The following is a 23,689-nucleotide window of genomic DNA, read 5'->3' as shown; positions in this document are numbered from 1 at the left end:
CCCGAAGAGTTTCGACGCGTTGCGCACGGAGCCCGCCACCCGGCCGCGCGAGGAGCCCGCTGCGGCTGAATACGCGGAGCGCCGCCGGAGTCCCCGGTGTCGTACGAACCACCGCTTGCGGGCGGCCCCGAGCCCCTGCGACCCTGCGCGCCCAACCCGGAGGCCCCGATGCTGCTTCGACCCCGCACCCTCGCCCTTCTCGCCCTCGCCCTCGTGCTGCCCGCCGTCGCTACGGCGCAGGCGCGGTCGATCGATCCCTACGGCCGGCCCAGCGCGAGCCCGGTCTCGGTCGAGCTCGATCGCGGCCTGGTGGCGTCGTACCCGCTCGACGGCGACGCCGTGGACCGCGTCACGCGGAGGCCGGCGCGCGTGGTCGGCGCGCGCCCGCTCGAGGGCCACGATGGGCGGCCCCGGGGCGCGCTCTGGTTCGACGGTGCGCGCGCATGGGTCGTCCTCGGCGACGCGCTGCAGCTCCCGCGCTTCACCATCGCCGCCTGGATCCGGCCCGACGCGACCGACCGTGTGATGGCGATCGTCTCCAAGATCCGGAACCTCCCGGGCCACTACGAGAAGAACCTCGAGCTGCGCCTCGACCCCGGCGGCCGGCTCTTCCTGCACGTCCCGGGCGGTGGCGACTGGGACGCGGCGCAGGGGCAGCGCGCGCTCGAGCCCGGCCGCTGGGTGCACGTGGCCGCGACCTACGACGGCAGACGAGCGCAGCTCTGGGTGGATGGTGTCCGCGACGGCGCTCCGCTCGAGGTGGCGTACGCCCAGACCCGCACCGAGACCTTCATCGGCGCGCGCCCCGAGGGTGGTGGCCGCGACGGTCGCACGCCGGCGGGCCCAACCTTCGCGTTCCAGGGCGGCATCGAGGACGTGAACTTCTGGGATCGCGCGCTCGGCGACGCGGAGCTGCTGGCCGTGGCGGGCCGCGCGCCGCCGCCGTCCGTGCCGCCCATGCCGTATCCGCCGCCCGGCGGGCCTGGCCCGGACGGCGGCGGCGCCGCCGCGCTGGTGGCGTGGTACCCGCTCGACGGCGACGCGGCCGACCGGCAGGGCCGCGCCGACGGCAAGATCGTCGGCAAGGCACGCCCGGCGGAGGACCGCGGCGGCGACCCAGAGGGTTCGCTCGCCTTCTCCGGCAGGGACTACGTGGACCTCGGCCAGCGGGCGGAGCCCGATCGGTTCACCATCGCGGCCTGGGTCCGGCCCGGCCGCACCGACCGCGAGCAGGTGATCTTCTCGAAGGTCTCGTCCGCTGAGGGCCCACGGGATCGCTGGCTCGAGCTGCGGATCGACGCGGGCGGCAAGGTGGCCCTCGCCATCCCCGGCGGTGGGTACGGCTCGCGGGCGCAGGGCGTGCGGACCGCGCGCGCGGTGGCCAAGGGCCAGTGGGTCCACGTCGCCGCCACCTTCGATGGCGAGCGCGCAGCGATCTTCCTCGACGGGTCCGTCGAGGCCGAGGCGTCGCTCCAGCGGCTCGAGGGCTCGAAGGGCCCGGCCTTCCTCGGCGCCCGCCCCGACGCGACCGGGGCCCGCGCGCGGCTCGGGACCGGGCTCGAGGGGCGGCTCGACGACGTCCGTGTCTACCGCGGGGCCATCGCCGACGACGAGGTCGCAGCGCTGGCGCATGAGCGCACCGGCGGCTCGGGCGGAGGCCGGCCCGGGCGCGGGGGCGACGACGAGGAGGTGAGCGCGTTCCTGGTGAAGGTGGACCGGCTGCTCGCCCAGTTCGACACTGCCTGCGTCCGCCGGAGCGCCGACCTCGTCGCGCGGGTGGAAGCGAGGATCCTCGACGAGCTGGAGCGGGCCGAGCAGGCCGCCCGCACCGAGCGGAGCGGGCGCATCGCCGGGTACCTCCGCCGCGCCGCGCAGGAGTTCCAGGCCGGCCGCGGTCGCACGGACCCGATGAGCCTCGATCGCAAGCGCAGCGCGCTGTCCGGGCTCGCGGAGTCGCTCTGGAACGACCTCGCGCAGGATCTCGACGACCAGGGGCTGCGGCCGGGAGCAGGCGTGCGCCGCGACGATCTCTGGTACTGACGGCTGGCCCGCCGCGGGTCCCCCGGGTCGGCGCCGGGGGACCCGCCGTGGCCGCGCAGCGCGGGTGAGCAGGTGGTGCCGTCGGGCCGGCCGCTGAAGCCGCCGCCGCGCGTTGCGTCGCTGCCGGTGAGCGAGGCGCGCCCTGGGATCACTTCCCGGGCTTGACGCGCGCGAGCGGCTCGGCTGCATTCGCGACGCGGCGGGTGCGCCGCCCTGGCCCCGCGAGCGCCCGCGCGAGCGCCGCGTGTCGCGCTCCGACGCCCTCGATCTCCACGTGCCGCACCGACGGCGCCTTCGCGTCGTGCGACAGCGTGAGCGTGAGCCGCTCGGCCGAGAGCGCGGACGGGATCCGGTCCGCCCACTCCACGAGCAGCGCGCCCTCCCCGCCCACGAGGTCGCCGAAGCCGGTCCCGTAGAGCTCGTCCTCGTCGCCGATCCGGTAGAGGTCGGCGTGGTGCACCGGGATCCTGCCGCGGTAGGTCGCGACGATGGCGAAGCTCGGCGACGAGACCTCCTCCGCCGGGACCTCCGCGCCTTCGCAGGCGCCGCGCACGAGCTGGGTCTTGCCCGCGCCGAGCTCGCCCACGAGCGCCACCACGTCGCCGGGCTGGAGGAGCCCGCCGAGCTTCCTCCCGAGCGCGTAGGTCGCGCGCGCCGAGCGCGTCGTCCGCCGCGCGGTGAACCGCTCCGCCGTCATCGTCCCCACTCCGCCCAGACCTCCCCGATCGCCTCGCCCAGGTCGCCGGCCAGGAGCCCGCGCTGCCCGAGGCGCGCCGCCACCCGATCTCCCGCGCGCCCGTGCACCCAGGCGCCCACGCGCGCCGCCGCGCCGGGCGCGAGGCCGCCCGCGAGCAGCGCGCCGACGAGCCCCGCGAGCACGTCGCCCGTCCCGCCCGTGGCCATGCCGGCGTTGCCGGTCGGGATCACCGCCGCCGGACCCTCCGGGTCCGCGACCACCGTGCGCGCGCCCTTCAGCACGATCGTCGCGCGCCACTCGCGCGCCTTCTCGGCGGCGACGCCGAGGCGGTCCGCCTGCACCGCCTCGATCGTCGTCCCGCACAGGCGCGCCATCTCGCCGGGATGCGGCGTGAGCACGAGCGGCACGCCCAGGCCCGCGAGCCGTACGGGATCGTCCGCGAGCGCGTTCAGCGCGTCGGCGTCGAGCACGGCCGGGAGCCGCGCGCGCTCGAGGAGCGCGCGCAGGAGCTCGCCCGTCTCGTCGCCGCGCGGGATGCCTGGGCCAATGGCGAGCGCGTCCACGCCCTTCGCCGCGGCGAGCAGCGCCTGGAGGTCCGCGCGCCCGAGCGGTCCCGTCCCGGGCACCGCCGTGCTCATGGCCTCGGGGCGGCCGAACAGGGCGAGCGCCAGCGCCTCCGCCCGCGCCGCGAGCGTGACGAGGCCGGCGCCGCCGCGGAGCGCGCCCGTGAGCGCGAGGTGCGCCGCGCCGGTCTTGCCGGGCGAGCCGGCGACGACGAGGAGCCGCCCGGCGTCGCCCTTGTGCGCGTCGGGCCTGCGCGGCGGCAGGAGCGCGCGGGCCCCGTCCGCCTCGAGGAGCTCGCACAGGACCGCGACGCGCCCGGCCGCCTCCGGCGGGATGCCGATGTCGGCGACGGTCACCTCGCCCGCGAAGGACGGGCCGGGGTGCAGGACGAGCCCGCGCTTCTGGAACGCGAAGGTGACGGTCCGGTCGGCGCGGACGCAGGCCCCGAGCGGCCGGCCGGTGTCGGCGGAGAGGCCGGAGGGGACGTCGACGGCGAGGACGCGCGCGCCGGCGGCCCGCGCGGCGTCGACGCGCTCGATGGCCCGCGCGAAGGCGCCCTCGGGCGCGCGCGAGAGCCCGGTGCCGAAGATCGCGTCGACCACCACGTCGCCCGGCCCGGCGTCGAGCCCGCCGAGCGCGCCCGCCTCGTCGATGGGCACGCCCGCGCGCTCCGCCTCGTCGCGCGTCGCGCGCGCGTCCCCCGCGAGGCGGGCCGCCGCGACGAGGGAGAGGACCCTGGCGTCGCGCCCCGCCGCGCGGAGGATCCGCGCCGCGACGTAGCCGTCGCCGCCGTTGTTCCCGCCGCCGCAGACCACGACGAACCGGCCGTCCGGCGCCGCGAGCGCGCGCGCCGCCTCCGCCACTGCGCGCCCGGCGCGGTCCATGAGCGCGAGCGAAGGCACCCCGAACGCGTCGATGGCGGCGCGGTCGATGGCCCGCATCTCCGCGGAGCCGACGAGCCTCATCGCGCCTCCCCGTCGAGCACGACGGTCGCCGCGGCGACCCCGCCGTCGTGGGTGAGGGTGACGAGCACGCGCCGCACGCCGAGCCGTTCCGCCGCCTCCCAGGCCACGCCGCGGAGCGCGAGCGCGGGCGCGCCCTGCCCCCGGACCACCTCGACGTCGGTGAAGCGGATCCCGGCGGGCGCGCCGAGCGCCTTCGACGCCGCCTCCTTCGCGGCGAAGCGGGCGGCGTAGCGCGTCGCGCGGTCGCGGGCGGCGTCGCAGTAGGCGCGCTCGCCCTGGGTGAAGCAGCGCGCGAGGAAGCGGTCCGCGCGGCCGGGAGGGCCCGCGAGGACGCGCTCGATCCGCGCCACCTCCACGACGTCCATGCCGAGCCCGAGGACCACGTCGCCTCCCCTCGCCCGCGCCGCCCGACAGCTCAGGGCGAGCGGATCGAACCTACGGCCGCGCCTTCGCGATGAGCTCCCGCATCTCGCGGACGGCGCGCTCCATGCCGACCAGCACCGCCCGCCCCACGATCGAGTGGCCGATGTTGAGCTCCTCGATCTCGGGGATGGCCGCGACCGGCAGCACGTTCTGGTAGTTGAGCCCGTGCCCCGCCGCCACCTCGAGCCCCAGCTTCGACGCCGCCTTGCAGGCGTCCACGAGCCGCGAGAGCTCCTTGCGGCGATCCGGGGCGAGCCGCGCGTCGCAGTAGCGCCCGGTGTGGAACTCGACCGTGGACGCCTCGGCGCGGTGCGCCGCCTTCACCTGATCGAGATCCGGATCGATGAACAGCGAGACCTTGATGTCGGCGTCGCGCAGCGTCTTCACGACCTTGCGCACGTTGTCGCGGCCGCCGACGGCGTCGAGGCCGCCCTCGGTGGTGAGCTCCTCGCGCCGCTCCGGCACGAGCGTCACGACGTCGGGCTTCACCTCGTAGGCGATCTTCACCATCTCCTGGGTGGCGGCCATCTCGAGGTTGAGCCGGGTCGAGACGGTGCGCCGCAGGATCTGGAGGTCCCGCTCCTGGATGTGCCGGCGGTCCTCGCGGAGGTGGATGGTGATCTGGTCCGCCCCGCCCAGCTCGGCGAGCACCACCGCGGCGACGGGGTCCGGGTACGTCGTGCGGCGGGACTGACGGAGCGTCGCGACGTGGTCGACGTTGACACCGAGACGAGCTGGCATGGCCGGAATCTAACTCATTTCGTGCCGGAGGGACGCACACGGCGCGTCCCCCCCCGAACCCGCGCTCGGCTCCGGCGCAGCCTCACCCGGCTGCGCCTGTGCCCGCGACGGACCTTCGGTGGCCGCTACCCCAGCGCCTTGCGCAGCTCCTCGGCGATCTGCTCGGCCTGGGCCCGGATCCGCTTGCCGTCCGTGCCCTCGACGAGGACGCGGACCTTGTTCTCCGTGCCGGAGAAGCGCACGAGGACGCGCCCGTCCTTCCCGAGCGCCTTCTCCACCGCGGCGATGGCGCCCGCGACCCCCGGCAGGTCCGAGAGCGGCCGCTTCTCCTTCACCGCGACGTTCACGAGCGCCTGCGGCACCGGCTCGAAGCAGCGGGCGAGCTCCGAGAGCGGGCGCCCCTCGCGCTGCATCACCGCGAGCACGTTCAGGCCGGCGGCGACGCCGTCGCCGGTCGTGACGTGGTCGAGGAAGATGAGGTGCCCCGACTGCTCGCCGCCGAAGTTGTAGCCGCTGCGGCGCATCTCCTCGACGACGTAGCGATCGCCCACCGCCGTCCGGACCACCCGGCCACCCGCGCCGGCGAGGGCGCGCTCGAGGCCGAGGTTCGACATGACCGTCGCGACCACCGTCTTCTTGGCGAGCGCCTTCTGGTGGATGAGGTCGCGCCCGACGAGGGCCATGACCGCGTCGCCGTCCACGATGCGCCCGTTCTCGTCCGCCAGGATCACGCGGTCGGCGTCCCCGTCGAGCGCCAGGCCGAGGTGCGCCCGGTGCTTCTGGATGGCCTTCGCCATGCTCTCCGGGTGAACGGCGCCGCACCCGTCGTTGATGTTCTTCCCGTCCGGCTTCACGTTGAGCGCGATGACCTTGGCGCCGAGCTCCTCGAACACCGCCGGCGCCACGTGGTAGGCCGCGCCGTGGGCGCAGTCGACCACGATGGTGAGCCCGTCGAGGGTGAGGCTCTTCGGGAAGATCGACTTGAGGAACACCACGTAGCGGCCGATGGCGTCGTCGATCCGCTTCGCCTTCCCGATGCGCGTGGCCGTCGGGCGGAGCGCGTGGAACTCCTCGAGGCCCGACTCGCCGAGCACGAGCTGCTCGATCTGGAGCTCGACGGCGTCGGGGAGCTTGAACCCGTCGCGCGAGAAGAACTTGATCCCGTTGTCCTGGTACGGGTTGTGGCTCGCGCTGATGACCACGCCCGCGTCCGCCCGCATCGACTCGGTGAGGAACGCGATGCCGGGCGTCGGCAGGGGGCCCGAGAGCATCACGTCCACGCCCATCGAGCTGATCCCGGAGGCGATCGCCTGCTCGAGCATGTACCCCGACAGGCGGGTGTCCTTGCCGATGACGATGCGGTGCCGGTGCGAGCCGTTCCGCACCACGTAGGCGAGCGCCCGCCCGAGCTGGAGCGCCATCTCGGCGGTCATCGGGTGGACGTTCGCGACGCCGCGCACGCCGTCGGTGCCGAACAGCCGGCGAGCGACCGGCGCGTGGCTCCGGGCGCCGTTGCCGGAAAGGCCGTCGCGCAGGGTGTTCCGCGCCTCGTTGCGGGGGAGGCGCGCGCGCGCCGCGCCGTTCACGGCTGCGCGGGACGTCGGGGAGGGTTCACGGGTGGGCATCGCAGGCAACCTAGGGTTTGAGGGAGGAGCGTTCAACGGGCGTCCCGCCGGAGATCGATCGTGCCCTGGGCGGGGGTGATGGACTCGAGGCGCAGGCCGTGAGGGAGGCGCAGCGCCTCCGCCCGCGCGCGCCACGCGACCTGGCCGCCGCCGGCGCGCGTGACGTCGACGCGGACGGGGCCGAGGCTCGCCGGGTCGAGGACCCGGAGGCGCGCCCACGGCCCGTTCACCGCGACGGTGACCTCGACCGGGAGCGCGTCGAGAGGCGGAACGCGCGGTGGAAGCACCGCCTCGACCGGCACCGCGTAGACCGCGGTGACGCGCCGCTCGCCGCGCACCACGACGAAGAGCGCGAGCGCGATCGCGACGGCGAGGAGCGCGAGCGCGACGTCAGAGCGCCGCATGCGATCCTCCCTGCCGGCGCCTCGCGGGCGACGCCTCCCCCGGCCGGGCGACGGCGGCGAGACCGCCCGCCCCGCCGTGATCCGCGCCGAGGACGGCGGCGTAGAGCAGCGCGCGCAGGCGCTTCTCGTCGAGCCCGCGGTGCAGCGTCCCCTCGAGCGCGACGGAGATCTCGCCCCGCTCCTCGGAGACGACGACCACCGCGGCGTCCACCTCCTCGGCGAGGCCGAGGGCGGCCCGATGGCGCGTGCCGAGCTCGAGCGCGGTGGGCGCCGCGGAGAGCGGGAGCAGGCACGTCGCGGCGGCGGCCCGGCTCCCCCGCACCACGACCGCGCCGTCGTGGATCGGGCTCGCGGGCTGGAACAGCGCGACGAGGAGCTCGGGCGTGATCGCGGCGTCGAGGCGGAACCCGGAGCCGGCGAGCTCGGCGAGATCGGCGGTCCGCTCGACCACGACGAGGGCGCCCACCCGCCGCCGGGCGAGCTCGAGGGCCGCCTTCACCACCGCGTCGATCGTGCCGATCCGCGCGACCCGCTCGGCGTGCGCGCCGCGCTCGTCGTGGACGATCCTCGCCACCACCCGCGCCAGGCGCGGAGAGCGGCCCAGCTCGGCGAGCGCACGCCGGAGGTCCGCCTGGAACAGCACGATGACGCCGAAGATGAACGAGTAGCTGAGGAAGTGGCCGAGGAGCCAGGAGAGCGTGGCGAGCCCGGCCCCCTCGGCGCCCGCGTACGCGAGGCCGACGAGGGCGAGCCCGACGAGGATCGCGGTCGCGCGGGTGCCCCGGATGAAGCGGAGCACGTGGTAGCAGAGGAACGCCACGACGGCGACGTCGACGAGCGCGAGCAGCGCGTCGCGGACGGTGGCGTCCGGCCCGATGAGGAACGTGAGGACGGATTGCAACGGAGGTCTCCGGGCGCGGCAGTCTACCGTGAGGCCGACTTCAAGCCGAGCACTCGTCAGCGGGGCCGCGCGGCGTCCCGGATGGCCGCCGCCACCCGGGCAGCCTGGCGAGCGGGCGCCACGTCGTGGACCCTCAGCCACTCCACCCCGGCGAGCACCGCCGCCGTCACGGCCGCGAGCGTTCCGGGCAGCCGATCCTCCACGGGGGCGCCCGCGGCCTTGCCGATGAAGCTCTTGCGGGAGGGCCCGACGAGGAGCGGGCGTCCGAGCGCGCGCAGCTCTGCGACCCGGGCGAGGAGCTCGAGGTTGTGCTCCGGCGTCTTCGCGAAGCCGATGCCGGGGTCGAGGATGGTGTGCTCCGGATCCACACCCGCCGCCTCGGCCCGCCGCAGCACCAGGGCGAGCTCGGCGCGGACCTCGGCGGCGACGTCGCCGTAGCGCGCCCGCGACTGCATGTCCGCCGGCGTCCCGCGCGTGTGCATGAGCACGACCGGGACGCCCGCCTCCGCGACGACCCGCGCGAGCGCGGGATCGGCGAGGCCCGACACGTCGTTCACCAGATCCGCGCCGGCCTCGAGCGCGGCGCGCGCGACCGTCGCCTTCGTCGTGTCCACGGAGATCGGGAGCGCGAACCCGCGGGCGCGGAGGGCCGCGACGACCGGGACCACGCGCCTCTGCTCCTCGTCCGCGGGCACCGGCGGCGCGCCGGGCCGGGTCGACTCGCCGCCCAGGTCGACGAGGTCCGCCCCCTCCTCGGCGAGCCGGAACGCGTGCGCGACCGCCAGGTCCGGGTCGAGGAACCGGCCGCCGTCCGAGAACGAGTCGGGGGTCGCGTTCACGATCCCCATGAGATAGGGGCCAGGCCCGTCGAAGAGCCTGGCCCCGATCCGCATGCGCATCGCGCTAGGCCTTGGCCGGCACGGGCGCCGTGGCCGCGTCGAGGAGGCCGCCCTTCTTCTTCTCGGCGGCGGCCGCGGCGAGCGGCTTCGGCGGCGGCGGACGGCTGATCGAGCCGCCCGAGACGAGCAGGTCGATGTCCGACGCGTCGAGCGTCTCGTACTCGATGAGGGCGTCGGCGATCTTGTTGAGGATCGTCTGGTGCTCGAGGAGCACGCGCTTCGCCCGGTCGTACTGCTCGAAGACGATGCGGTGCACCTCGGCGTCGATGTCGCGGGCGGTCTGCTCGGAGAAGGTCTGGACCGTGTTCATCTCGCGGCCGAGGAAGACCTCGCCCTCCTTCTTGCCGAAGGCGAGCGGGCCCATCTTCTCGCTCATGCCCCACTCGCAGACCATGGAGCGGGCGAGGTTGGTCGCGACCTCGATGTCGTTGCCGGCGCCGGTCGTCTTCTGGCTGAAGGTGATCTCCTCGGCGAGCCGGCCGCCCATGAGGATCGCGACCTGGTTGAGCGCGTACTCCTGGGAGATGTTGAGCCGGTCCTCCTGCGGGAGCTGCTGGGTGAGGCCCAGCGCGCGGCCGCGGGGGATGATCGTGACCTTGTGGACGGGGTCCGTGCCCGGGAGGATCTTCGCGACGAGCGCGTGGCCCGCCTCGTGGATCGCCGTGGTGCGCTTCTCCTTCTCGGAGATGATCATGGAGCGCCGCTCGGTGCCCATGATGACCTTGTCCTTCGCGAACTCGAAGTCCTCGATCGCGAGCTTCTCCTTGTTGCGCCGCGCGGCGTAGAGCGCCGCCTCGTTCACCAGGTTCTCGATGTCCGCGCCGGAGAAGCCGGGCGTGCCGCGCGCGATCTGCGTGAGGTCCACCGCCGTGTCGAGCGGCGTCTTCTTGGTGTGGACCTTGAGGATGCCGAGCCGGCCGTTGAGATCCGGGCGGGGCACCACGATGCGCCGGTCGAAGCGGCCGGGCCGGAGCAGTGCGGGATCGAGCACGTCGGGCCGGTTCGTGGCCGCGATGAGGATCACGCCCTCGTTCGACTCGAAGCCGTCCATCTCGACGAGCAGCTGGTTGAGCGTCTGCTCGCGCTCGTCGTGCCCGCCGCCGAGGCCCGCGCCGCGGTGGCGGCCGACCGCGTCGATCTCGTCGATGAAGATGATGCAGGGCGCGTTCTTCTTGCCCTGCTCGAACAGATCGCGGACGCGCGAGGCGCCGACGCCGACGAACATCTCGACGAAGTCCGAGCCGGAGATGGAGAAGAACGGCACGCCCGCCTCGCCCGCGACCGCGCGGGCGAGCAGCGTCTTGCCGGTGCCCGGCGGCCCCATGAGCAGCACGCCCTTCGGGATCCGGCCGCCGAGGCGCGTGAACTTCTTGGGGTCCTTGAGGAAGGAGATGATCTCCTCGAGCTCGTCCTTCGACTCGTCGATCCCTGCGACGTCGGCGAAGGTGATCTTGTTGTGGTGCTCGGTCATGAGCTTCGCCTTCGACTTCCCGAAGCTCATCGCCTTCCCGCCGCCGGACTGCAGCTGGCGCATGAAGAAGAAGAACAGGAGGAACAGGAAGACGAGGGGGAGGTACTGGAGCAGCACCGTCACCCACAGCGAGCTCTGCTCGGGCTTCTCGAACGAGAGGTTCACGCCCTGCTGGCGCAGCTTCTCGGCGATCGTCGCGGACGCGTCGATGGGACCCGTCGTGACGAACTCGGAGCCGTCGCGGAGGTGGCCGATGTAGTCGAGGTCCTTGATGCGGACCTCCTTCACCTCGCCCGCCTCGACCTTCTGCATGAACTGCGACCAGTTGTAGGGCTTCGCCTGAGCGCCGCGCTGCTGGAACAGCTGCCACAGCGCGAGGAACATCACGATCAAGAAGACCCAGAGCAGGGCGGTCTTGTAGGACTGTCGCAAGGCTCTCTTTCCCCTTCGGTGGAGCGTCAGATCGTCGAAACCGACGGGATTCGCCGCGTCTTCCGCGGACCTGCACGTCGAGCCGCGCTCCGGACCAGGCGGACCTTATAGCAGCCCCTCACCCCTTTTGCAGTGCGGCCGGCGGTCCTACGGGTCGCTCACCAGGTGGACGGCGAGCCCTGCGCCCGTGGGGCCGAAGCCCGAGCCCACGGCCGCCAGCTCCGGGATCGCCACCACCTCCGCCCCGCGCGCCAGGAGGACCAGCCCGTCGCGCCGCTCGCGGGGGACCTTTCGATCGATGAGCCAGCGCTTGAGGGTCTTGGAGCCGCGGCCTCCGTCGGGGCGCCAGCGGTCGCCCGGCCGCCGCGTCCGGAGCGCGAGCGGCCAGGGCACGGCGCCCTCCCGGAGGCACTCGATCTCGACGGCGCACCTGTGCTCCGGCAGCGCATACCTTCCGGGGCCCCGGACCTCGATGGGCGCGAGGGTTCCTGCCTCGGGAGCGCGCTCGGACGGGAGGAGCTCGAGCCGACCGTACCGACAGCGGGCGAGGCGTCCACCCGGCAGCGTGACCTTCCCCGGGCGTTCGCGCCGCACGAGCGACAGGATCGCCTCGACGTGTCTCGCCTCCAGCGAGCCGCGCTGCCCGGTCGCCCGCGCCCAGAGCCGGCGGACGACGCGCCGCCGCACCGCGGGCGTCGCGCCGCGGAGCGTCTCGAGCGCGACGCTCGCGCCGTCGCCGGCGAGCGCGCGCGCGAGGCGCGAGAGCGCCCGCTCGTCTTCACGCGCGAGATCGGCGGCGCGCGCGATGGCGCGCTCGGCCGCCGGCGCGAGCGCGGTGAGCGCCGGCCACAGCTCGAGCCGGAGCCTGTTCCGCGCGAAGCGAGGCGTCGCGTTCGTCGGATCGACGCGCCAGGGGATCCCCCGCGCCGCGAGGTACTCGAGGCCCTCCTCGCGTGAGCGGTCGATGAGCGGCCTCACGATCGGGCCTCGGCGAGGCGGGATGCCCGACAGTCCCCGCGCGCCCGCGCCACGCATGAGCCGCAGGAGGACCGTCTCCGCCTGATCGGTCCGGGTGTGGCCGGTGGCGATGCGTGTCGCGCCCGCGCGGGTCGCGGCGGCCCGGAGGGCGGCGTAGCGGGCGCGGCGGGCCTCGGACTGCACGTTGCCTGGGGCGACGGTCACCCGGACCGCCTCGAAGGGAATGCCCAGCCGCTCGCAGATGGCGGAGGCGGCGGCTGCGTCCTCCGCCCCGCCCGGCCGGAGTCCGTGGTCGACGTTCAGCGCGGCGAGTCCCGTGGATGGGAGACAGCCCGTGTCGCGGAGCTCGGCGAGCGCGGCGAGCAGGGCGGTCGAGTCCGGGCCGCCCGACAGGGCGACGAGGACGCGGTCGCCGGGAGAGAGGAGCCGTCGCCGGCGAATCGTGGCCAGCACGGCGGCCGGGTAAGGATGGATTCTCGTGCGCACGGTGCGGCGCCCTCAGGCGCGGGCTTCTATAGTACCCGCGCGAACTCCGGGACGAGGCGCGACAACCGGGAATGAAGGCGGCGGGCGCGCGGTTATGGAGGCAAAGCACGCGAGGGAGGCACACCGCGCAGGCCCGCGACAGGATTGCGATTTCTGAGCGGGAATGCGATGTTGGGTGCCAGGCGTTGACGTCGGCAGGGCGTGAGACAACTTACAGGCGCTGGGCCTAGGGGTCCCCCCCCTCCCCCTCTGGGCCCACGGAGAGCCGGCAGCAATGCCGGCTCTCCTCTTTTTCCCGGCAGACTTCGCTCGCACCCGCGCCGCGCACACCCTGCGCGAACCACGCTCATGCGTTCCGCTCAGCGTCAAGGCCGTCCATCCGCGGTGACGTGGAGCGCCTCATCCAGCGGTTCCACGCTCCGTCCGCCCTACCTCCCCGGCCGAGGTGGACGAGCGCTTGACCCCAGGCGCGGGCCAGCGTACAAGGTCGCGGTTGTCCCACAGCACGGAGTACCGATGCCCGGCACTGACAAGCGCAAGCAGTCCCTGTACTTCCCCGAGGACATGCTGAACGAGATCCAGGCTGAGGCGAACCGGCAGGACCGTTCGCTGTCGTGGATCGTCCAGCAGGCCTGGCGCATCGCCCGGGGCGAGATCATGCGGTTCCCCTCCGTCAACGACGTGCTGTCTGGCGTTGCGCGCGAGGACGAGCGCGAGGAGAAGGGCGGGTAACCACACCCGTTCCGCTCTCTCGCCGGACAGTTACGACGCGCCCGCGCCGGGATTCCGGCTCGGGCGCGATCCGTTTTTTGGCCCTGGCGGGTCGAGGGCGCTACCCTTCGCGGGTCGCCTGCCCTCCCTGCTCCGATGCCCAGATCTCCGCTCATCGACCCTTCCGAAGCGTCCGACGAACCGCTCTCGAGCGAGAGCTTTCACGAGCTCCCTCCGGAGCTCGATGACGAGGAGTTCGACGCCGTCGACGTGCCGACCGGGGACGAGCCCCTGCGCTCCGCCCGCGTGCCGCGGCGGAAGCTGCTCCTTGCCGGCGCCGTCGTCGCAGTCCTGACGCTCCTCGCGGGCGGGCTCCTCGGCTACCGCACCCACCACCGACGGGCCGTGCTGCAGGACGGGCTCGCGCGCGCCGACACCCTGCTGCGACTCGACACCGCAGCCGGCTACCGGGGCGCCGCGACGCTGCTCGAGCCCCTCGCCCAGCTCGATCCCCTCGACGCCGGCGGGGCGCGGGCGTTCGCGCTCGCGATGCTCGCGACCGATTACCGCGACGCCTCGGCGGGGCGCACGGCGGAGCTCCTGCTCGTGGAGCCCATGCGGGCCGACGAGGTCCCGCCGCGGGCGAGCCTCGCGGCCGCGGCCCTCGCGCTCGGACGGCGGGAGGCGGGGGACGCGATGACGGCGGCGGTCCGCGCCGGCGCGCTGCCCGAGGCGCGCGTGATCTCCGGGCGGATCGCCCTGCTCGCCGGCAACATCGCCGCCGCCGTGGAGCCGGTCCAGTCGGCCGCCGAGGCCGGCGCGCCCGCCGCCCTCGCGCTCCGCGGCGACATCCTTCGCCGCACGCGCCGCGATCTCGGCGCCGCCCGCGCGTCCTACGGGGCGGCGCTCTCCGCGTCCCCGATGCACCCCCGCGCCGCCTTCGGGCTCGCGAAGCTCGCGCTCGCCGGACACGCCACGGACGGCGAGGCCGCGACCGCGCTGCGACGCGTCCTCGAGGATCGTGAGCGGACTCCCGGACCCGAGCGTGGCCGCGCCGCGCTCCACCTCGCGGCGCTGCGCCTGCGGGCCGGGGATCGCGCCGGCGCAGACGCGGCGCTCGACGCCGCCGCGCTCGACGCGAGCTCGCGGAGCTGGGCGGAGCGTGCCGCCGCCGTCGAGGCGGCGCAGCGCGGGCCCTACCGCGCGGTGGAGGGCGCGCCCGCGGGGATCCGCAGCGCCAGCGACGACGACCCGCCCGTGCTCCCCGCCGTGGCGCCCGCCCCGCCTCCCCCGCCCCCCGCCGTGGCTCCCGCTCGCCCCGCGCCGAAGCCTTCCGCCAAGGCCCCCGCGGCGAAGGCGAAGACGGCGACCGCGAAGCGCCCAGCCGTGAAGCCCGCCGCGAAGGCGAAGGCGGCGGCCGCCAAGAAGAAGTCCGGCGCCGCCCCGGCGAAGCGCGCGAAGAGCGCCGCTCCCGTGAAGCGGCCCACGAGCCGCACGGCCTCGACGCGGCGCTGAGGCGAGACCGTCGGGGGAGCTCGCTCCCGCGGCGAGGCGCGCCCCGGGGGCTTCTCCGGCGGCGCCAGCGTCCGACCTCACCCTGAGTGAGTACCGCCCGCGCGTCGCGCCGGCGCGCCGCGGCCGCGCGCCCGCCTGCCTGGGCGGTGTCAGCGTCGCCCGCCCGTGCACGACCGCGCGGCAGGGCGTGCCTCGGGCCCGGGCAGCGCCTGCCCCAGACCCGCGGGAATGCGCGCTTCGCAGGCGTTTCTCCGCCGGCATGTCGGCTGCAGAGCGACCCGTCCGGACTCACTCACCCCTGCCCCCCGCCCACCGGAGGACACCTTGAGAAAGCTGCTGCTGTTCGCCATCGCCGCCACGCTGCCCGCCGCCGCCTTCGCGGCCGACCGGGTCGACACCGGCGACACCGCGCTTGTGCTCGTCAGCGCCGGCCTCGTGATGCTCATGACCCCCGGGCTCGCCTTCTTCTACGGCGGGCTCGTCCGCTCCAAGAACGTCGTCCACACCATGAACCTGTCGATCGTGGTGATGGGCATCGCGGGCGTCATCTGGGCGCTCGTGGGCTACAGCCTCGCCTTCTCCCCGGGAGGCGCGCTCGACAAGGTGGTCGGCGGTCTCGGCTGGCTCGGGCTGCGCGGCGTCGGCGACGCGCCCGAGGCGTCGCTCGCGGCGACCGTCCCGCACTCGGCCTTCATGCTGTTCCAGGCGATGTTCGCGGTGATCACCCCCGCGCTCATCTCCGGCGCGATCGTCGAGCGCGTCCGGATGAAGGCGTACATCCTGTTCGTCGCGCTCTGGAGCCTCGTCGTCTACGCGCCGGTCGCGCACTGGGTCTGGGCGCCGGGCGGCTGGCTGCGCGGCCTCGGCGTGCTCGACTTCGCCGGCGGGACCGTGGTGCACATCAACGCCGCGTCCGCGGCGCTCGTGGGCGCGATCCTCATCGGCAAGCGCCGCGGCCTGCGGATGCCGTCCGTGATGCCGCACAACGTGCCGTTCGCGATCCTCGGCATGGGGCTGCTCTGGTTCGGCTGGCTCGGGTTCAACGGCGGCAGCGCGCTCGCCGCGAACGGCCTCGCCGCCACCGGCTTCGTGAACACGTTCTTCGCCCCGGCGGCCGCGGCGCTGACCTGGGGGCTCCTCGAGCTGTTCCTCTACGGCAAGATGTCCGGCGTCGGGCTCGCCTCCGGCGCGGTCGCGGGCATGGTCGCCATCACGCCCGCCGCGGGGTTCATCCAGCCCGTCTCCAGCCTCCTCATGGGCGGCCTCGCCGCGCTGGCCTCGTTCGGCGCGGTGCGCCTGCGCCCGCGCCTCGGGCTCGACGACTCGCTCGACGTCTTCGCCGTCCACGGGGTCGCCGCGACGCTCGGCGCGCTCCTCACCGGGGCGCTCGCCTCGACCGCCGTGAACTCCGCCGGCGCCGACGGCAGCCTCGCCCTCGTCGGGAAGCAGGCGCTCGGCGTGGCGGTGACGATGATCTACTCGGGAGTCCTCTCGTTCGGGCTCTTCAAGCTCGTCGCGCTCGTCACGCCGCTGCGCGCCGACGAGCAGGACGAGTGGACCGGCCTCGATCAGGCCGAGGCCGGCGAGCGCGGGTACATCTCGACCGATCTCGAGTCGTCGTCGGGCGCCGCCAGCCCTCACCACGCGCCGCCGATCGCGGCTCCCCAGCCCGCGGGCACCACCGCGGCGTAGTCCCGTCGCAGCTCCCACACACCCCGGAGACAGATCCTCGATGAAGACCGTCCTGAAGGCGCTCGTCCTCACCGCGCTCGTCGTCGCCGCCCCCGCTGCCCTGGCCACGCCCTCCACCGTGTTCTGGAGCCCGGCGACGACCTACGTGCAGCCGTACCTCGTGCCGCACCTCACGTACGACACGTACTTCGCCGAGCGCGGCGCCTACCAGATCGACACCGGCCTCACGCTCGGCGTGCTGCCGTTCGAGAAGCTGCAGGGCGAGATCGGGTTCGATCTGTTCTACCCGGGGTTCACGAAGAACGGGTTCCTCCTCAACGCGAAGCTCGCCGTGCCGGAGGGCGCGCTCGGCGCCGTCGCGCCGGGGCTGTCCTTCGGGATCCAGAGCCTCGGGTTCGAGAAGGACGTGAACGACTACGACATCCTGCACGCGACGGCGTCGAAGACGTTCCCCGTCGTCGGGACGCTCGCGGTCGGCGGGTACTACGGCCTCAACGACAAGCTGCTCGTGGACGAGAACGGCGGCAAGGAGAACGCCGGCTTCATGGCGAGCTGGACGGGGCCGGAGCTCAAGATCGGCGCGCCCGGCCTGCAGAAGATCGTCCCCTCGGCCGACGTGATGACCGGGAAGAGCGCGCTCGGCGCGGTGGGCGCGGGCGCCGCGTTCTACTTCACGCCGTCCGTGGCGCTGCTCACCGGGCCGGTGTTCTTCCTCAACTCGAAGGTGCAGCCGGGCGGCAGCGACTGGATGTGGTCGTTCCAGCTCGACGCCGACATCGAGCTCCTGGCGAAGCGCTGAGCCGCAGCGGGTGGGCCGCAGCGGTCCCGCGGGGTGTCTCCGGCGACGGGGGCGCCCCGCGGTCTTTTCTGGGACCAGCGGGCCGTCGAGAGGAGCCGCCCGGCCGCGTCCCGACGTGCGGCCCGGACGGCGCCGCGAAGCGACGGCCAGCTACGGCGCGAGCTGCGCGAGCAGCGTGTCGAACACGAACAGCTCGACGCGCTCGCGCTCCTCGGGCGAGAGCCCGATCATCTGGAACGAGACGCGGACGTTGCCCGCGTTCGGCTTCGCGTCGGTGACGCGCGCGTGGCCGGAGAGCGCCTCGGCGCCGGGCAGCCGCAGCGAGAAGCGGGCCTCGTCGCCGAGCGGCGGCGCCTTCGCGAGGAGGCAGGAGAAGCCCCCGGTCGAGAGGTCGAGCGTGATGGCGCGCTCACGCGAGGTGAGGAGATCGAGATCGAGCTGGAGGGCGCGCGCGACGCGGATCGCCTGGCGCGGCGGCTGCCCCTGGGCGACCGTGAGCCGCTGCGCCGCGAGGAGGGCGCGCGCGAGCTCGTCGCGGCCGGCGTGGTAGTCGTCCCGCTCGATCCCCACGAGCGTGCCCTTGCGGGCCTTCTCGTGCAGGGTCCGGAACGCGGAGAGCCAGGCGGCGAGGGTCGTCACGAGAGGCTCCTCAGAGCGACTTCTTGAGCTCGGGCGCCGGCTTGAAGCCGACGGTCTTGGTGGGGGCGATGCGGATCTCGGCGCCCGTGCGCGGGTTGCGACCGACGCGGCCGGCGCGCTTCTTCACGGCGAAGGTGCCGAAGCCGGGCATCGTGAACCGCTTGTCCTTGCGGATGCCCTTCGCGAGGTGCTCGAAGAGCGTGTCCACGAGCAGGCCCACCTGGCGCCGCGAGAGATCGCCGTGAGCCGCCTGCACCTTCTCGATGAGCTCCGCCTTCGTCATGCGTTTCCCCGGGAGAGGGAGCGGAAGCTAGCCTCGGCCCCGCGGGTCGGTCAAGCGACGCGCCGGCTTGACACGCGACGCCCCGCCCGCGCCGCCGGAGCGAGCGCGGCCCGCGGCCGGGCCCTCCCCGGGCGGCACCTCAGGCGATGCCGAGGATGCGCCGCGCCTCCGCCGGCGTCGCGAGCTCGCGCCCGGCGCGCGCGGCCAGGTCCACCGCGAGCGACACGAGCGCGTCCGAGCCCTTCGCGAGGACGCCCTTCGCGGCGTACAGGTTGTCCTCCAGGCCGACGCGCACGTGGCCGCCCAGCGCGAGCGCGAGCTCGGCCATGGGCAGCTGGAACCGCCCCACGCCGGCGATGCTCCAGTGGGTGGGCTCCGGCAGCCCCTCGAGCAGGAACCGGACGTTGCGCTCGCTCGCGGACATGCCGCCCGGCACGCCGAGCACGAACTGCACGTGATAGGGCGCGGCGAGGTGGCCCTTCTCGAGGAGCCAGCGGAGCGTGTCGAGCATCCCCGCGTCGTAGACCTCGCACTCCGGGACGAGGCGACGCTCGCGCAGCCGCCCGGCGATCCGGACGATGTCGGGCCGCGCGTTCTGGAAGACCTCGTCCCCGAAGTTCATCGTGCCGAGGTTGAGGGTGCCCATCTCGGCGCCGTCCACGAGCGAGCCGAGCCGCTCGTCCACGGACATGCCGACCGCGCCGCCGGTGGAGCACTGGATCACGACGTCGCTGCCCGCCTGACGGATGCGGTTGATGATCTCGCGGAAGTGCTCGGGCCGCTGCGAGGCGCGGCCGTCCGGCCAGCGCGCGTGCAGGTGGACCGCCGCGGCGCCGGCGCGCCAAGCGTCCACGGCGGCCCGCGCGATCTCGGCGGGCGTGTAGGGCACGGCGGGGTTCTGCTCGCGCGTCACCTCTGCGCCGACCACGGCGGCGGTGACGATCACCTTCTCGGCCATCGTGGCTCCTCCTACCGCAACGGGCCGCGCCCTCGCCCGTTCATGACGGATGTCGCCGGATCAACGCACCTCTACCTCGGGAACCGCTGCTTGTCCTTGGGGACGACGCAGGTGCCGGTCGCCCGGCAGACCACCACCGGCGGCGCGAGCACCTCGGCGGCGCTGTCGGACAGGTCCGGGCGAGGCGAGACGACCTTCCGCGCCTCGAACCGCATCGCGCGCGAGGTGTTCCCCGCCTTCACGATCTCGCCCTCGGCCTCGACGTAGTCGCCGGCGTGGACGGGCGCGAGGAACTCGACCGCGTCGTACGCGCGGAACAGCCCCTCGTCGCCGTCGTGGCGGATGAGGAGCTCCGTCGCCACGTCGCCGAAGAGCGCGAGCATCCGCGCGCCGTCGACGAGCGCGCCGCCGTAGTGCGCGTCCGCCTGGGACATGCGCAGCCGGAGGGTCACCTTCTCGTGCAGCGGCATCAGTGCATCTCCTTGCCCATGCGCTTCAGCACCGCGCCGACGATGAAGTTCGCCACCTCCGACGGCCTCGTGCCCGGGCCGAAGCCGGCGTCGTAGCCGAGCTCGACGGCGAGGCGGTGATCGATGCGCGGCCCGCCCAGGATCGCCGTCACCCGGCCGCGGATCCCGAGCCGCTCGAGCTCGCGGAGGAGCTGCCGCGCGTTCTCCTTGTGGACGTCGCGCTGGGTCACCACCTGCGAGACAAGCACCGCGTCCGCCTCCCGCTCCTTGCAGACACGCGCGAGCTGGGCGTTCTCCACCTGCGCGCCGAGGTTCGCCGCCTCGAAGCAGGCGTAGCGCTCGAGCCCGTAGTCGCCGGCGAAGCCCTTCATGTTCATGATCGCGTCGATCCCGACCGCGTGCGCGTCGGAGCCGGTGCACGCGCCGATGACCACCATCCGCCGCCCGACCTCGCGCAGCGCGTACTCGTTCAGCTCGTCGAAGCCCTTCTTCCGGACGACCACCTCGGGGACGGAGAGCGCGGCGTAGTCCACCGAGACCGAGGTCCGGCCGTAGACGACGAAGAAGGTGTACTGCTCCGCCGCCGGCTCCATCGAGGCGACGTGCACCTGGTCCATCCCCATCTTGCGGGCGAGCTCGGCCGCGGCCTCCCGCGCGCGCTCCCCCGGCGGCACGGGCAGGACGAACGAGAGCTGCACGACGCCGTCGTCGCGGCGGTCGCCGTAGGGCCGGACGATCTGCCCGGGCTCCCAGTCGCGCGGCCTCACGCCTGCCCTCCGATCTTCGCGCTCTGCACGAGCGTGCGGTACGCCTCCACCGCCTCGGCGGCCGCGGGCGAGCGCGCGGTGAAGAAGAGCTGGTACTGGGTGCCGCCGTCGCAGGCCGCGTACGCCCAGACGTGCCAGCCGCCGGAGTCGCCCTCGAGCGTGACGGCGCTGACGCCGGCGAGGCGGGTCGGGTGCCGGCGCACGCGCTCGAGCGCCGCTCCGCGCTTCAGGAACTCCTCGGCGCCGGCGAGGCAGGCCTGCTCGTCGGCGTAGCTCGTGCCCGGCGTCGAGATCTCCATCCGCGCGCTGCCGTCCGGCGCCTCGAGGGTGAGGTGCTGCTCGCCGCCGGACGCCCCCCAGGCCGCGGGCGCCTCGAAGCGGAGGGCGTGGACCGAGTAGACGAGCCAGCCGTCCCTCCCGCTCGGCACGCCCCTCGGCGCGGGCGAGAGCGCCTGGCGGACGGTGGCGCACCCGGAGAGCGTCGCGACGGCGACGCAGAGGACGAGGGCGGCGCGGGTGGCGCGCGGAAACGCGGAGTGGCTCATCTCGCCTCCATGATCTCGAGGAACGGGTTGAAGTAGCGGGGGCCGCGCTCGAGGACGCCGGCGAGCCCCTTGCCGCCGTCCTCCTCGCGCGCGACGTCGCCGAAGCGCGCCTTCCCGATGGCCCGGAAGAGCCCGTCGCGGGCGACCTCCTCGAGGAGCGCCAGCGCCTCGCGGAGCGTCTCCTGGGCGCGGCGCTGCACCATGCCGTCGGGGCGGAACGTGATCTCCGCGCCCATCGAGCGCCAGGCCCGGTAGACGTAGTCGGCGCTCTTCAGCGCGACGTAGCGATCCATGAGGAAGGGGTTGTGCATCGCCTCGGTCATCATGCCGAGGAGCTGGATCCCCTGCCCCGTCACGTAGCCCACGACGTCCGCCATGACGTCGTACGCGTGGCTGAAGAAGATGTCGCCCTGCTTGTGCTTCGTGGGCGGCATGTACTTGATGGGCGCCTCCGGGAAGAGGGTGCGGACGAGGAGCGCCTGCGCGAACTCGCGGGCGACGGTGTCCTCGCGCGCCGGATCGATCTCGAAGGAGTGGCCGAGGCCGATGAGCCGGTCGGGGAGGCCGGCGCGGTGGGCGAAGCTCTCGTTCACGAACTGGGAGGCGATGACGGTGTGCGCCGCCTCGTCCGCGTCCGCGGTGGTGATGTAGTTGTCCTCGCCGGTGTTGATGACGACGTCCGCGAGCGCGCAGATGCGGCGCGAGAAGTACTGATCGCAGAGCGTCCGCTTCATGTTGATGTCGCGGAAGAGGATGCCGTACATCGCGTCGTTGAGCAGCATGTCGAGCCGCTCCCACGCCGCGGCGAACGCGATCTCCGGCATGCAGAGCCCGGAGGAGTAGTTCGTGAGGTGCACGTAGCGCCTGAGGCGGCGCGACTCGTCGTCGAGCGCCTCGCGCATGATGCGGAAGTTCTCCTGCGTCGCGTACGTGCCGCCGTACCCCTCGGTCGTGGCGCCGTGCGGCACGTAGTCGAGGAGCGACTGCGCCGTCGAGCGGATCACCGCGATGACGTCGGCGCCGGACTGGGCCGCCGCGAGGGCCTGCTCCACGTCGTCGTGGATGTTGCCGGTCGCGACGATGAGGTACTTGTGGGGCCGCGGGCCGACGCCCAGCTCGTCCCTGAGCGCGTCGCGCCGGCGGACGCGGGCGCGGAGCTCGTCCACGTTCGCGCGCGCCTCGCGGCGCATCTCCTCGAGCATCGCCCGCTCCTCCGCCTCGGGGAGCGGCTCGGGGCTCGAGGGCAGCGCCACGAGCCGCTCGACGACACCCATCGGATCGGTCGCGCCGCGCCGCAGCGCGTAGCCCATCCAGTAGGCCGCGCCGCGCCCGAGGAGCCGCTTCTCGTGGAGCGCGTCCACCGCGAGGTTCACGAGCGGCACGCCGCGCGGGCCGGCGTCGTGCAGGCCGTAGAGGCGCAGCACCGTGCGCTCGATCGAGACGGTCGAGTGGCGGCCCACGAACTCCAGCACCTGGGCGGTGACCTGGTCGGCGAGCGCGCGGCAGCGGTCGACGACGGCGCGATCGAGCGGGAGGTCCGGGACTTGGCGGCCGTCGGGGAGCAGCATGGCGCATGGATTAGGCCGGACGGCCCACGAGGGCAAGGTTCCGGCCGGGCCTCGGCGGGGCGTCACGAAGAGCGCGGAGGTGGGTCCGTCCGGACGCCCCCGCAGACCTCCCCGTCGTCGCCGCGGACCCGGACGCGGACGAGGGCGCCGCGCGCGTCGCCTGCCGCCGGATCGGCCGCCCACCGCACCGTCGCGTACTCGCGCGAGGTGCCCCGCGCGACGCCGTCCTCCACCCGCTCGACCACGACCTCCAGCTCCCGGCCGCGCAGGCCGCCGAGGAAGGCCCGCCACCGGCGGTCGGACAGGGCGATGAGCTCCCGCGCGCGGGCCCGAGCGACCGCCGCGGGCGCTGCGCCGGGGAGCGCCGCGGCGTCCGTGCCGGGCCGCGGCGAGAACGGGAAGACGTGGAGATACGCGAGCGGGAGCGCCTCGACGAGCGCGACGGTGGCGCGGTGGTCCGCGTCGGTCTCGCCGGGGAAGCCGGTGAGGACGTCGGCGCCGAGGCACGCGCCGGGGAGGCGCGCGGCCGCCTCGAGCACGGCGCGGCGGTAGCCGTCTGCGCGGTACGGCCGGCGCATGGCGGCGAGGACGCGATCCGAGCCGCTCTGGAGCGGCAGGTGAAGGTGCGCGCACAGTGAAGGAGTCACCTCGGGGTCGGCGAGGAGCTCCTGCGGGACCTCCAGCGGCTCGATCGAGGAGAGGCGGAGCCGCGCCGCGAGCCCACCGTGGACGGCCGCGCGGACGAGCTCCGCGAGCGAGGAGCGCGGGGAGAGATCGCGGCCGTACGCGCCGAGGTGGACGCCGGTGAGGACGAGCTCGGGGTTGCGCGCGCCGAGCAGCGCCAGCCGGCGGAGCGCCTCGTCGAGCGGGAGGGAGCGCGAGCCGCCGCGCGCGAGCGGCACGACGCAGTAGCTGCAGCGCGCGTCGCAGCCGTCCTGGATCTTGACGAACGGGCGGGTGTGACGGGCGCGGACGAGCGGCGCGTTCCCCCACTCCGCCGCGAGGGCCGCGGCGGCCTCCCCCACCCGCTCGCCGGGCGCCCCCGGCGCGACGGCGCCCGGGCCGCGCGCGACCAGCCGGGCGACCGTGCCCGCGACCTCCGCCTGCGAGCGCGCC

General features: G+C 74.4%; 23 protein-coding genes. 5 read left to right on the top strand and 18 right to left on the bottom strand.

Annotation, left to right across the window (positions count from 1 at the left end; translation table 11 throughout):
• Positions 1-168: 168 nt before the first annotated feature.
• The gene (locus MNZ29_RS13190) at positions 169-2,040 is read left to right on the top strand and encodes a LamG domain-containing protein (protein WP_242355511.1); all 1,872 of its coding nucleotides are present in this window, start codon (positions 169-171) and stop codon (positions 2,038-2,040) included.
• 148 nt (positions 2,041-2,188) lie between these two features.
• Here MNZ29_RS13190 and tsaE read toward each other — a convergent pair whose 3' ends face one another.
• The 10 genes from tsaE to tilS form a co-directional block, all read right to left on the bottom strand.
• Positions 2,189-2,737: a tRNA (adenosine(37)-N6)-threonylcarbamoyltransferase complex ATPase subunit type 1 TsaE gene (gene tsaE / locus MNZ29_RS13185; RefSeq protein ID WP_242355536.1), complete on the bottom strand. Its 549-nt coding sequence runs from the start codon at positions 2,735-2,737 to the stop codon at positions 2,189-2,191.
• Positions 2,734-4,266, bottom strand: a complete 1,533-nt coding sequence (locus MNZ29_RS13180; RefSeq protein ID WP_242338031.1) for an NAD(P)H-hydrate dehydratase — start codon at positions 4,264-4,266, stop codon at positions 2,734-2,736. Before MNZ29_RS13180 ends, tsaE begins: the two co-directional genes overlap by 4 nt.
• A complete protein-coding gene (acpS, locus tag MNZ29_RS13175) occupies positions 4,263-4,649 on the bottom strand; it encodes a holo-ACP synthase (protein WP_242338032.1) in 387 nt (128 codons plus the stop codon). Before acpS ends, MNZ29_RS13180 begins: the two co-directional genes overlap by 4 nt.
• 52 nt (positions 4,650-4,701) lie before the next feature.
• A complete protein-coding gene (locus MNZ29_RS13170; RefSeq protein ID WP_242338035.1) occupies positions 4,702-5,430 on the bottom strand; it encodes a pyridoxine 5'-phosphate synthase in 729 nt (242 codons plus the stop codon).
• A 125-nt stretch (positions 5,431-5,555) separates the two neighbouring features.
• Complete coding sequence (gene glmM / locus MNZ29_RS13165) at positions 5,556-6,965, bottom strand: phosphoglucosamine mutase (RefSeq protein ID WP_242355534.1); 1,410 nt, start codon at positions 6,963-6,965, stop codon at positions 5,556-5,558.
• Between the two features lie 122 nt (positions 6,966-7,087).
• Positions 7,088-7,459 (bottom strand): hypothetical protein, encoded by a 372-nt coding sequence (locus tag MNZ29_RS13160; RefSeq protein ID WP_242338037.1) that lies wholly within the window; start codon positions 7,457-7,459, stop codon positions 7,088-7,090.
• Positions 7,446-8,360: a diadenylate cyclase CdaA gene (gene cdaA / locus MNZ29_RS13155; protein WP_242355509.1), complete on the bottom strand. Its 915-nt coding sequence runs from the start codon at positions 8,358-8,360 to the stop codon at positions 7,446-7,448. The genes MNZ29_RS13160 and cdaA overlap by 14 nt, the downstream gene beginning before the upstream one ends.
• 56 nt (positions 8,361-8,416) lie before the next feature.
• Positions 8,417-9,259: a dihydropteroate synthase gene (gene folP, locus MNZ29_RS13150; RefSeq protein ID WP_242355507.1), complete on the bottom strand. Its 843-nt coding sequence runs from the start codon at positions 9,257-9,259 to the stop codon at positions 8,417-8,419.
• A 4-nt stretch (positions 9,260-9,263) separates the two neighbouring features.
• Positions 9,264-11,162, bottom strand: coding sequence for an ATP-dependent zinc metalloprotease FtsH (gene ftsH, locus MNZ29_RS13145; protein WP_242338043.1), 1,899 nt, complete (start codon positions 11,160-11,162; stop codon positions 9,264-9,266).
• Between the two features lie 147 nt (positions 11,163-11,309).
• Positions 11,310-12,626 (bottom strand): tRNA lysidine(34) synthetase TilS, encoded by a 1,317-nt coding sequence (tilS, locus tag MNZ29_RS13140; RefSeq protein ID WP_242355505.1) that lies wholly within the window; start codon positions 12,624-12,626, stop codon positions 11,310-11,312.
• Positions 12,627-13,142: 516 nt separating this feature from the next.
• On the opposite strand from tilS, the gene MNZ29_RS13135 reads away from it, so the two are divergent.
• From MNZ29_RS13135 to MNZ29_RS13120, 4 genes are all read left to right on the top strand, one after another.
• Positions 13,143-13,358, top strand: a complete 216-nt coding sequence (locus MNZ29_RS13135) for a TIGR04563 family protein (RefSeq protein WP_012097128.1) — start codon at positions 13,143-13,145, stop codon at positions 13,356-13,358.
• A 135-nt stretch (positions 13,359-13,493) separates the two neighbouring features.
• Positions 13,494-14,852, top strand: a complete 1,359-nt coding sequence (locus MNZ29_RS13130) for a hypothetical protein (RefSeq protein ID WP_242355503.1) — start codon at positions 13,494-13,496, stop codon at positions 14,850-14,852.
• 324 nt (positions 14,853-15,176) lie between these two features.
• Complete coding sequence (locus tag MNZ29_RS13125) at positions 15,177-16,544, top strand: ammonium transporter (RefSeq protein ID WP_255821266.1); 1,368 nt, start codon at positions 15,177-15,179, stop codon at positions 16,542-16,544.
• A 40-nt stretch (positions 16,545-16,584) separates the two neighbouring features.
• Positions 16,585-17,343 carry a hypothetical protein gene (locus tag MNZ29_RS13120; RefSeq protein WP_242338049.1) on the top strand — a complete coding sequence of 253 codons (759 nt, stop codon included), beginning with the start codon at positions 16,585-16,587 and terminating at the stop codon, positions 17,341-17,343.
• 150 nt (positions 17,344-17,493) lie between these two features.
• Here MNZ29_RS13120 and MNZ29_RS13115 read toward each other — a convergent pair whose 3' ends face one another.
• The 8 genes from MNZ29_RS13115 to MNZ29_RS13080 all read right to left on the bottom strand — a co-directional run.
• Positions 17,494-17,982, bottom strand: a complete 489-nt coding sequence (locus MNZ29_RS13115; protein ID WP_242338051.1) for a PilZ domain-containing protein — start codon at positions 17,980-17,982, stop codon at positions 17,494-17,496.
• 10 nt (positions 17,983-17,992) lie between these two features.
• Positions 17,993-18,265, bottom strand: a complete 273-nt coding sequence (locus tag MNZ29_RS13110) for an HU family DNA-binding protein (RefSeq protein ID WP_242338053.1) — start codon at positions 18,263-18,265, stop codon at positions 17,993-17,995.
• A 139-nt stretch (positions 18,266-18,404) separates the two neighbouring features.
• Positions 18,405-19,223 (bottom strand): 3-keto-5-aminohexanoate cleavage protein, encoded by an 819-nt coding sequence (locus MNZ29_RS13105; protein WP_242338055.1) that lies wholly within the window; start codon positions 19,221-19,223, stop codon positions 18,405-18,407.
• 71 nt (positions 19,224-19,294) lie between these two features.
• Positions 19,295-19,693 carry a hotdog domain-containing protein gene (locus tag MNZ29_RS13100; RefSeq protein WP_242338057.1) on the bottom strand — a complete coding sequence of 133 codons (399 nt, stop codon included), beginning with the start codon at positions 19,691-19,693 and terminating at the stop codon, positions 19,295-19,297.
• Entirely contained in the window at positions 19,693-20,460 is a 768-nt protein-coding gene (locus tag MNZ29_RS13095; protein WP_242338058.1) for an OAM dimerization domain-containing protein, read from the bottom strand. The genes MNZ29_RS13100 and MNZ29_RS13095 overlap by 1 nt, the downstream gene beginning before the upstream one ends.
• Positions 20,457-21,005 (bottom strand): hypothetical protein, encoded by a 549-nt coding sequence (locus tag MNZ29_RS13090; protein WP_242338060.1) that lies wholly within the window; start codon positions 21,003-21,005, stop codon positions 20,457-20,459. Before MNZ29_RS13090 ends, MNZ29_RS13095 begins: the two co-directional genes overlap by 4 nt.
• On the bottom strand, positions 21,002-22,573 hold the full coding sequence (locus MNZ29_RS13085; RefSeq protein ID WP_242338062.1) for a lysine 5,6-aminomutase subunit alpha: 1,572 nt from the start codon (positions 22,571-22,573) through the stop codon (positions 21,002-21,004). Before MNZ29_RS13085 ends, MNZ29_RS13090 begins: the two co-directional genes overlap by 4 nt.
• A 62-nt stretch (positions 22,574-22,635) precedes the next feature.
• The coding region (locus tag MNZ29_RS13080; RefSeq protein ID WP_242355502.1) for a radical SAM protein at positions 22,636-23,689 on the bottom strand (1,054 nt) is incomplete at its 5' end.

Source organism: Anaeromyxobacter sp. SG64, assembly GCF_022690745.1.
In the GTDB taxonomy this organism is placed as follows: Bacteria; Myxococcota; Myxococcia; order Myxococcales; family Anaeromyxobacteraceae; genus Anaeromyxobacter; species Anaeromyxobacter soli.
This window is presented reverse-complemented; position numbering and strand designations above follow the sequence as displayed.

What these genes read in the sequence shown, in the direction of transcription:
- MNZ29_RS13190 (WP_242355511.1), top strand. Translation starts at nt 169, where the DNA reads ATGCTGCTTCGACCCCGCACCCTCGCCCTTCTCGCCCTCGCCCTCGTG.
- tsaE (WP_242355536.1), bottom strand. Translation starts at nt 2,737, where the DNA reads ATGACGGCGGAGCGGTTCACCGCGCGGCGGACGACGCGCTCGGCGCGC.
- MNZ29_RS13180 (WP_242338031.1), bottom strand. Translation starts at nt 4,266, where the DNA reads ATGAGGCTCGTCGGCTCCGCGGAGATGCGGGCCATCGACCGCGCCGCC.
- MNZ29_RS13170 (WP_242338035.1), bottom strand. Translation starts at nt 5,430, where the DNA reads ATGCCAGCTCGTCTCGGTGTCAACGTCGACCACGTCGCGACGCTCCGT.
- MNZ29_RS13160 (WP_242338037.1), bottom strand. Translation starts at nt 7,459, where the DNA reads ATGCGGCGCTCTGACGTCGCGCTCGCGCTCCTCGCCGTCGCGATCGCG.
- folP (WP_242355507.1), bottom strand. Translation starts at nt 9,259, where the DNA reads ATGCGCATGCGGATCGGGGCCAGGCTCTTCGACGGGCCTGGCCCCTAT.
- MNZ29_RS13135 (WP_012097128.1), top strand. Translation starts at nt 13,143, where the DNA reads ATGCCCGGCACTGACAAGCGCAAGCAGTCCCTGTACTTCCCCGAGGAC.
- MNZ29_RS13130 (WP_242355503.1), top strand. Translation starts at nt 13,494, where the DNA reads ATGCCCAGATCTCCGCTCATCGACCCTTCCGAAGCGTCCGACGAACCG.
- MNZ29_RS13120 (WP_242338049.1), top strand. Translation starts at nt 16,585, where the DNA reads ATGAAGACCGTCCTGAAGGCGCTCGTCCTCACCGCGCTCGTCGTCGCC.
- MNZ29_RS13110 (WP_242338053.1), bottom strand. Translation starts at nt 18,265, where the DNA reads ATGACGAAGGCGGAGCTCATCGAGAAGGTGCAGGCGGCTCACGGCGAT.
- MNZ29_RS13105 (WP_242338055.1), bottom strand. Translation starts at nt 19,223, where the DNA reads ATGGCCGAGAAGGTGATCGTCACCGCCGCCGTGGTCGGCGCAGAGGTG.
- MNZ29_RS13100 (WP_242338057.1), bottom strand. Translation starts at nt 19,693, where the DNA reads ATGCCGCTGCACGAGAAGGTGACCCTCCGGCTGCGCATGTCCCAGGCG.
- MNZ29_RS13090 (WP_242338060.1), bottom strand. Translation starts at nt 21,005, where the DNA reads ATGAGCCACTCCGCGTTTCCGCGCGCCACCCGCGCCGCCCTCGTCCTC.
- MNZ29_RS13085 (WP_242338062.1), bottom strand. Translation starts at nt 22,573, where the DNA reads ATGCTGCTCCCCGACGGCCGCCAAGTCCCGGACCTCCCGCTCGATCGC.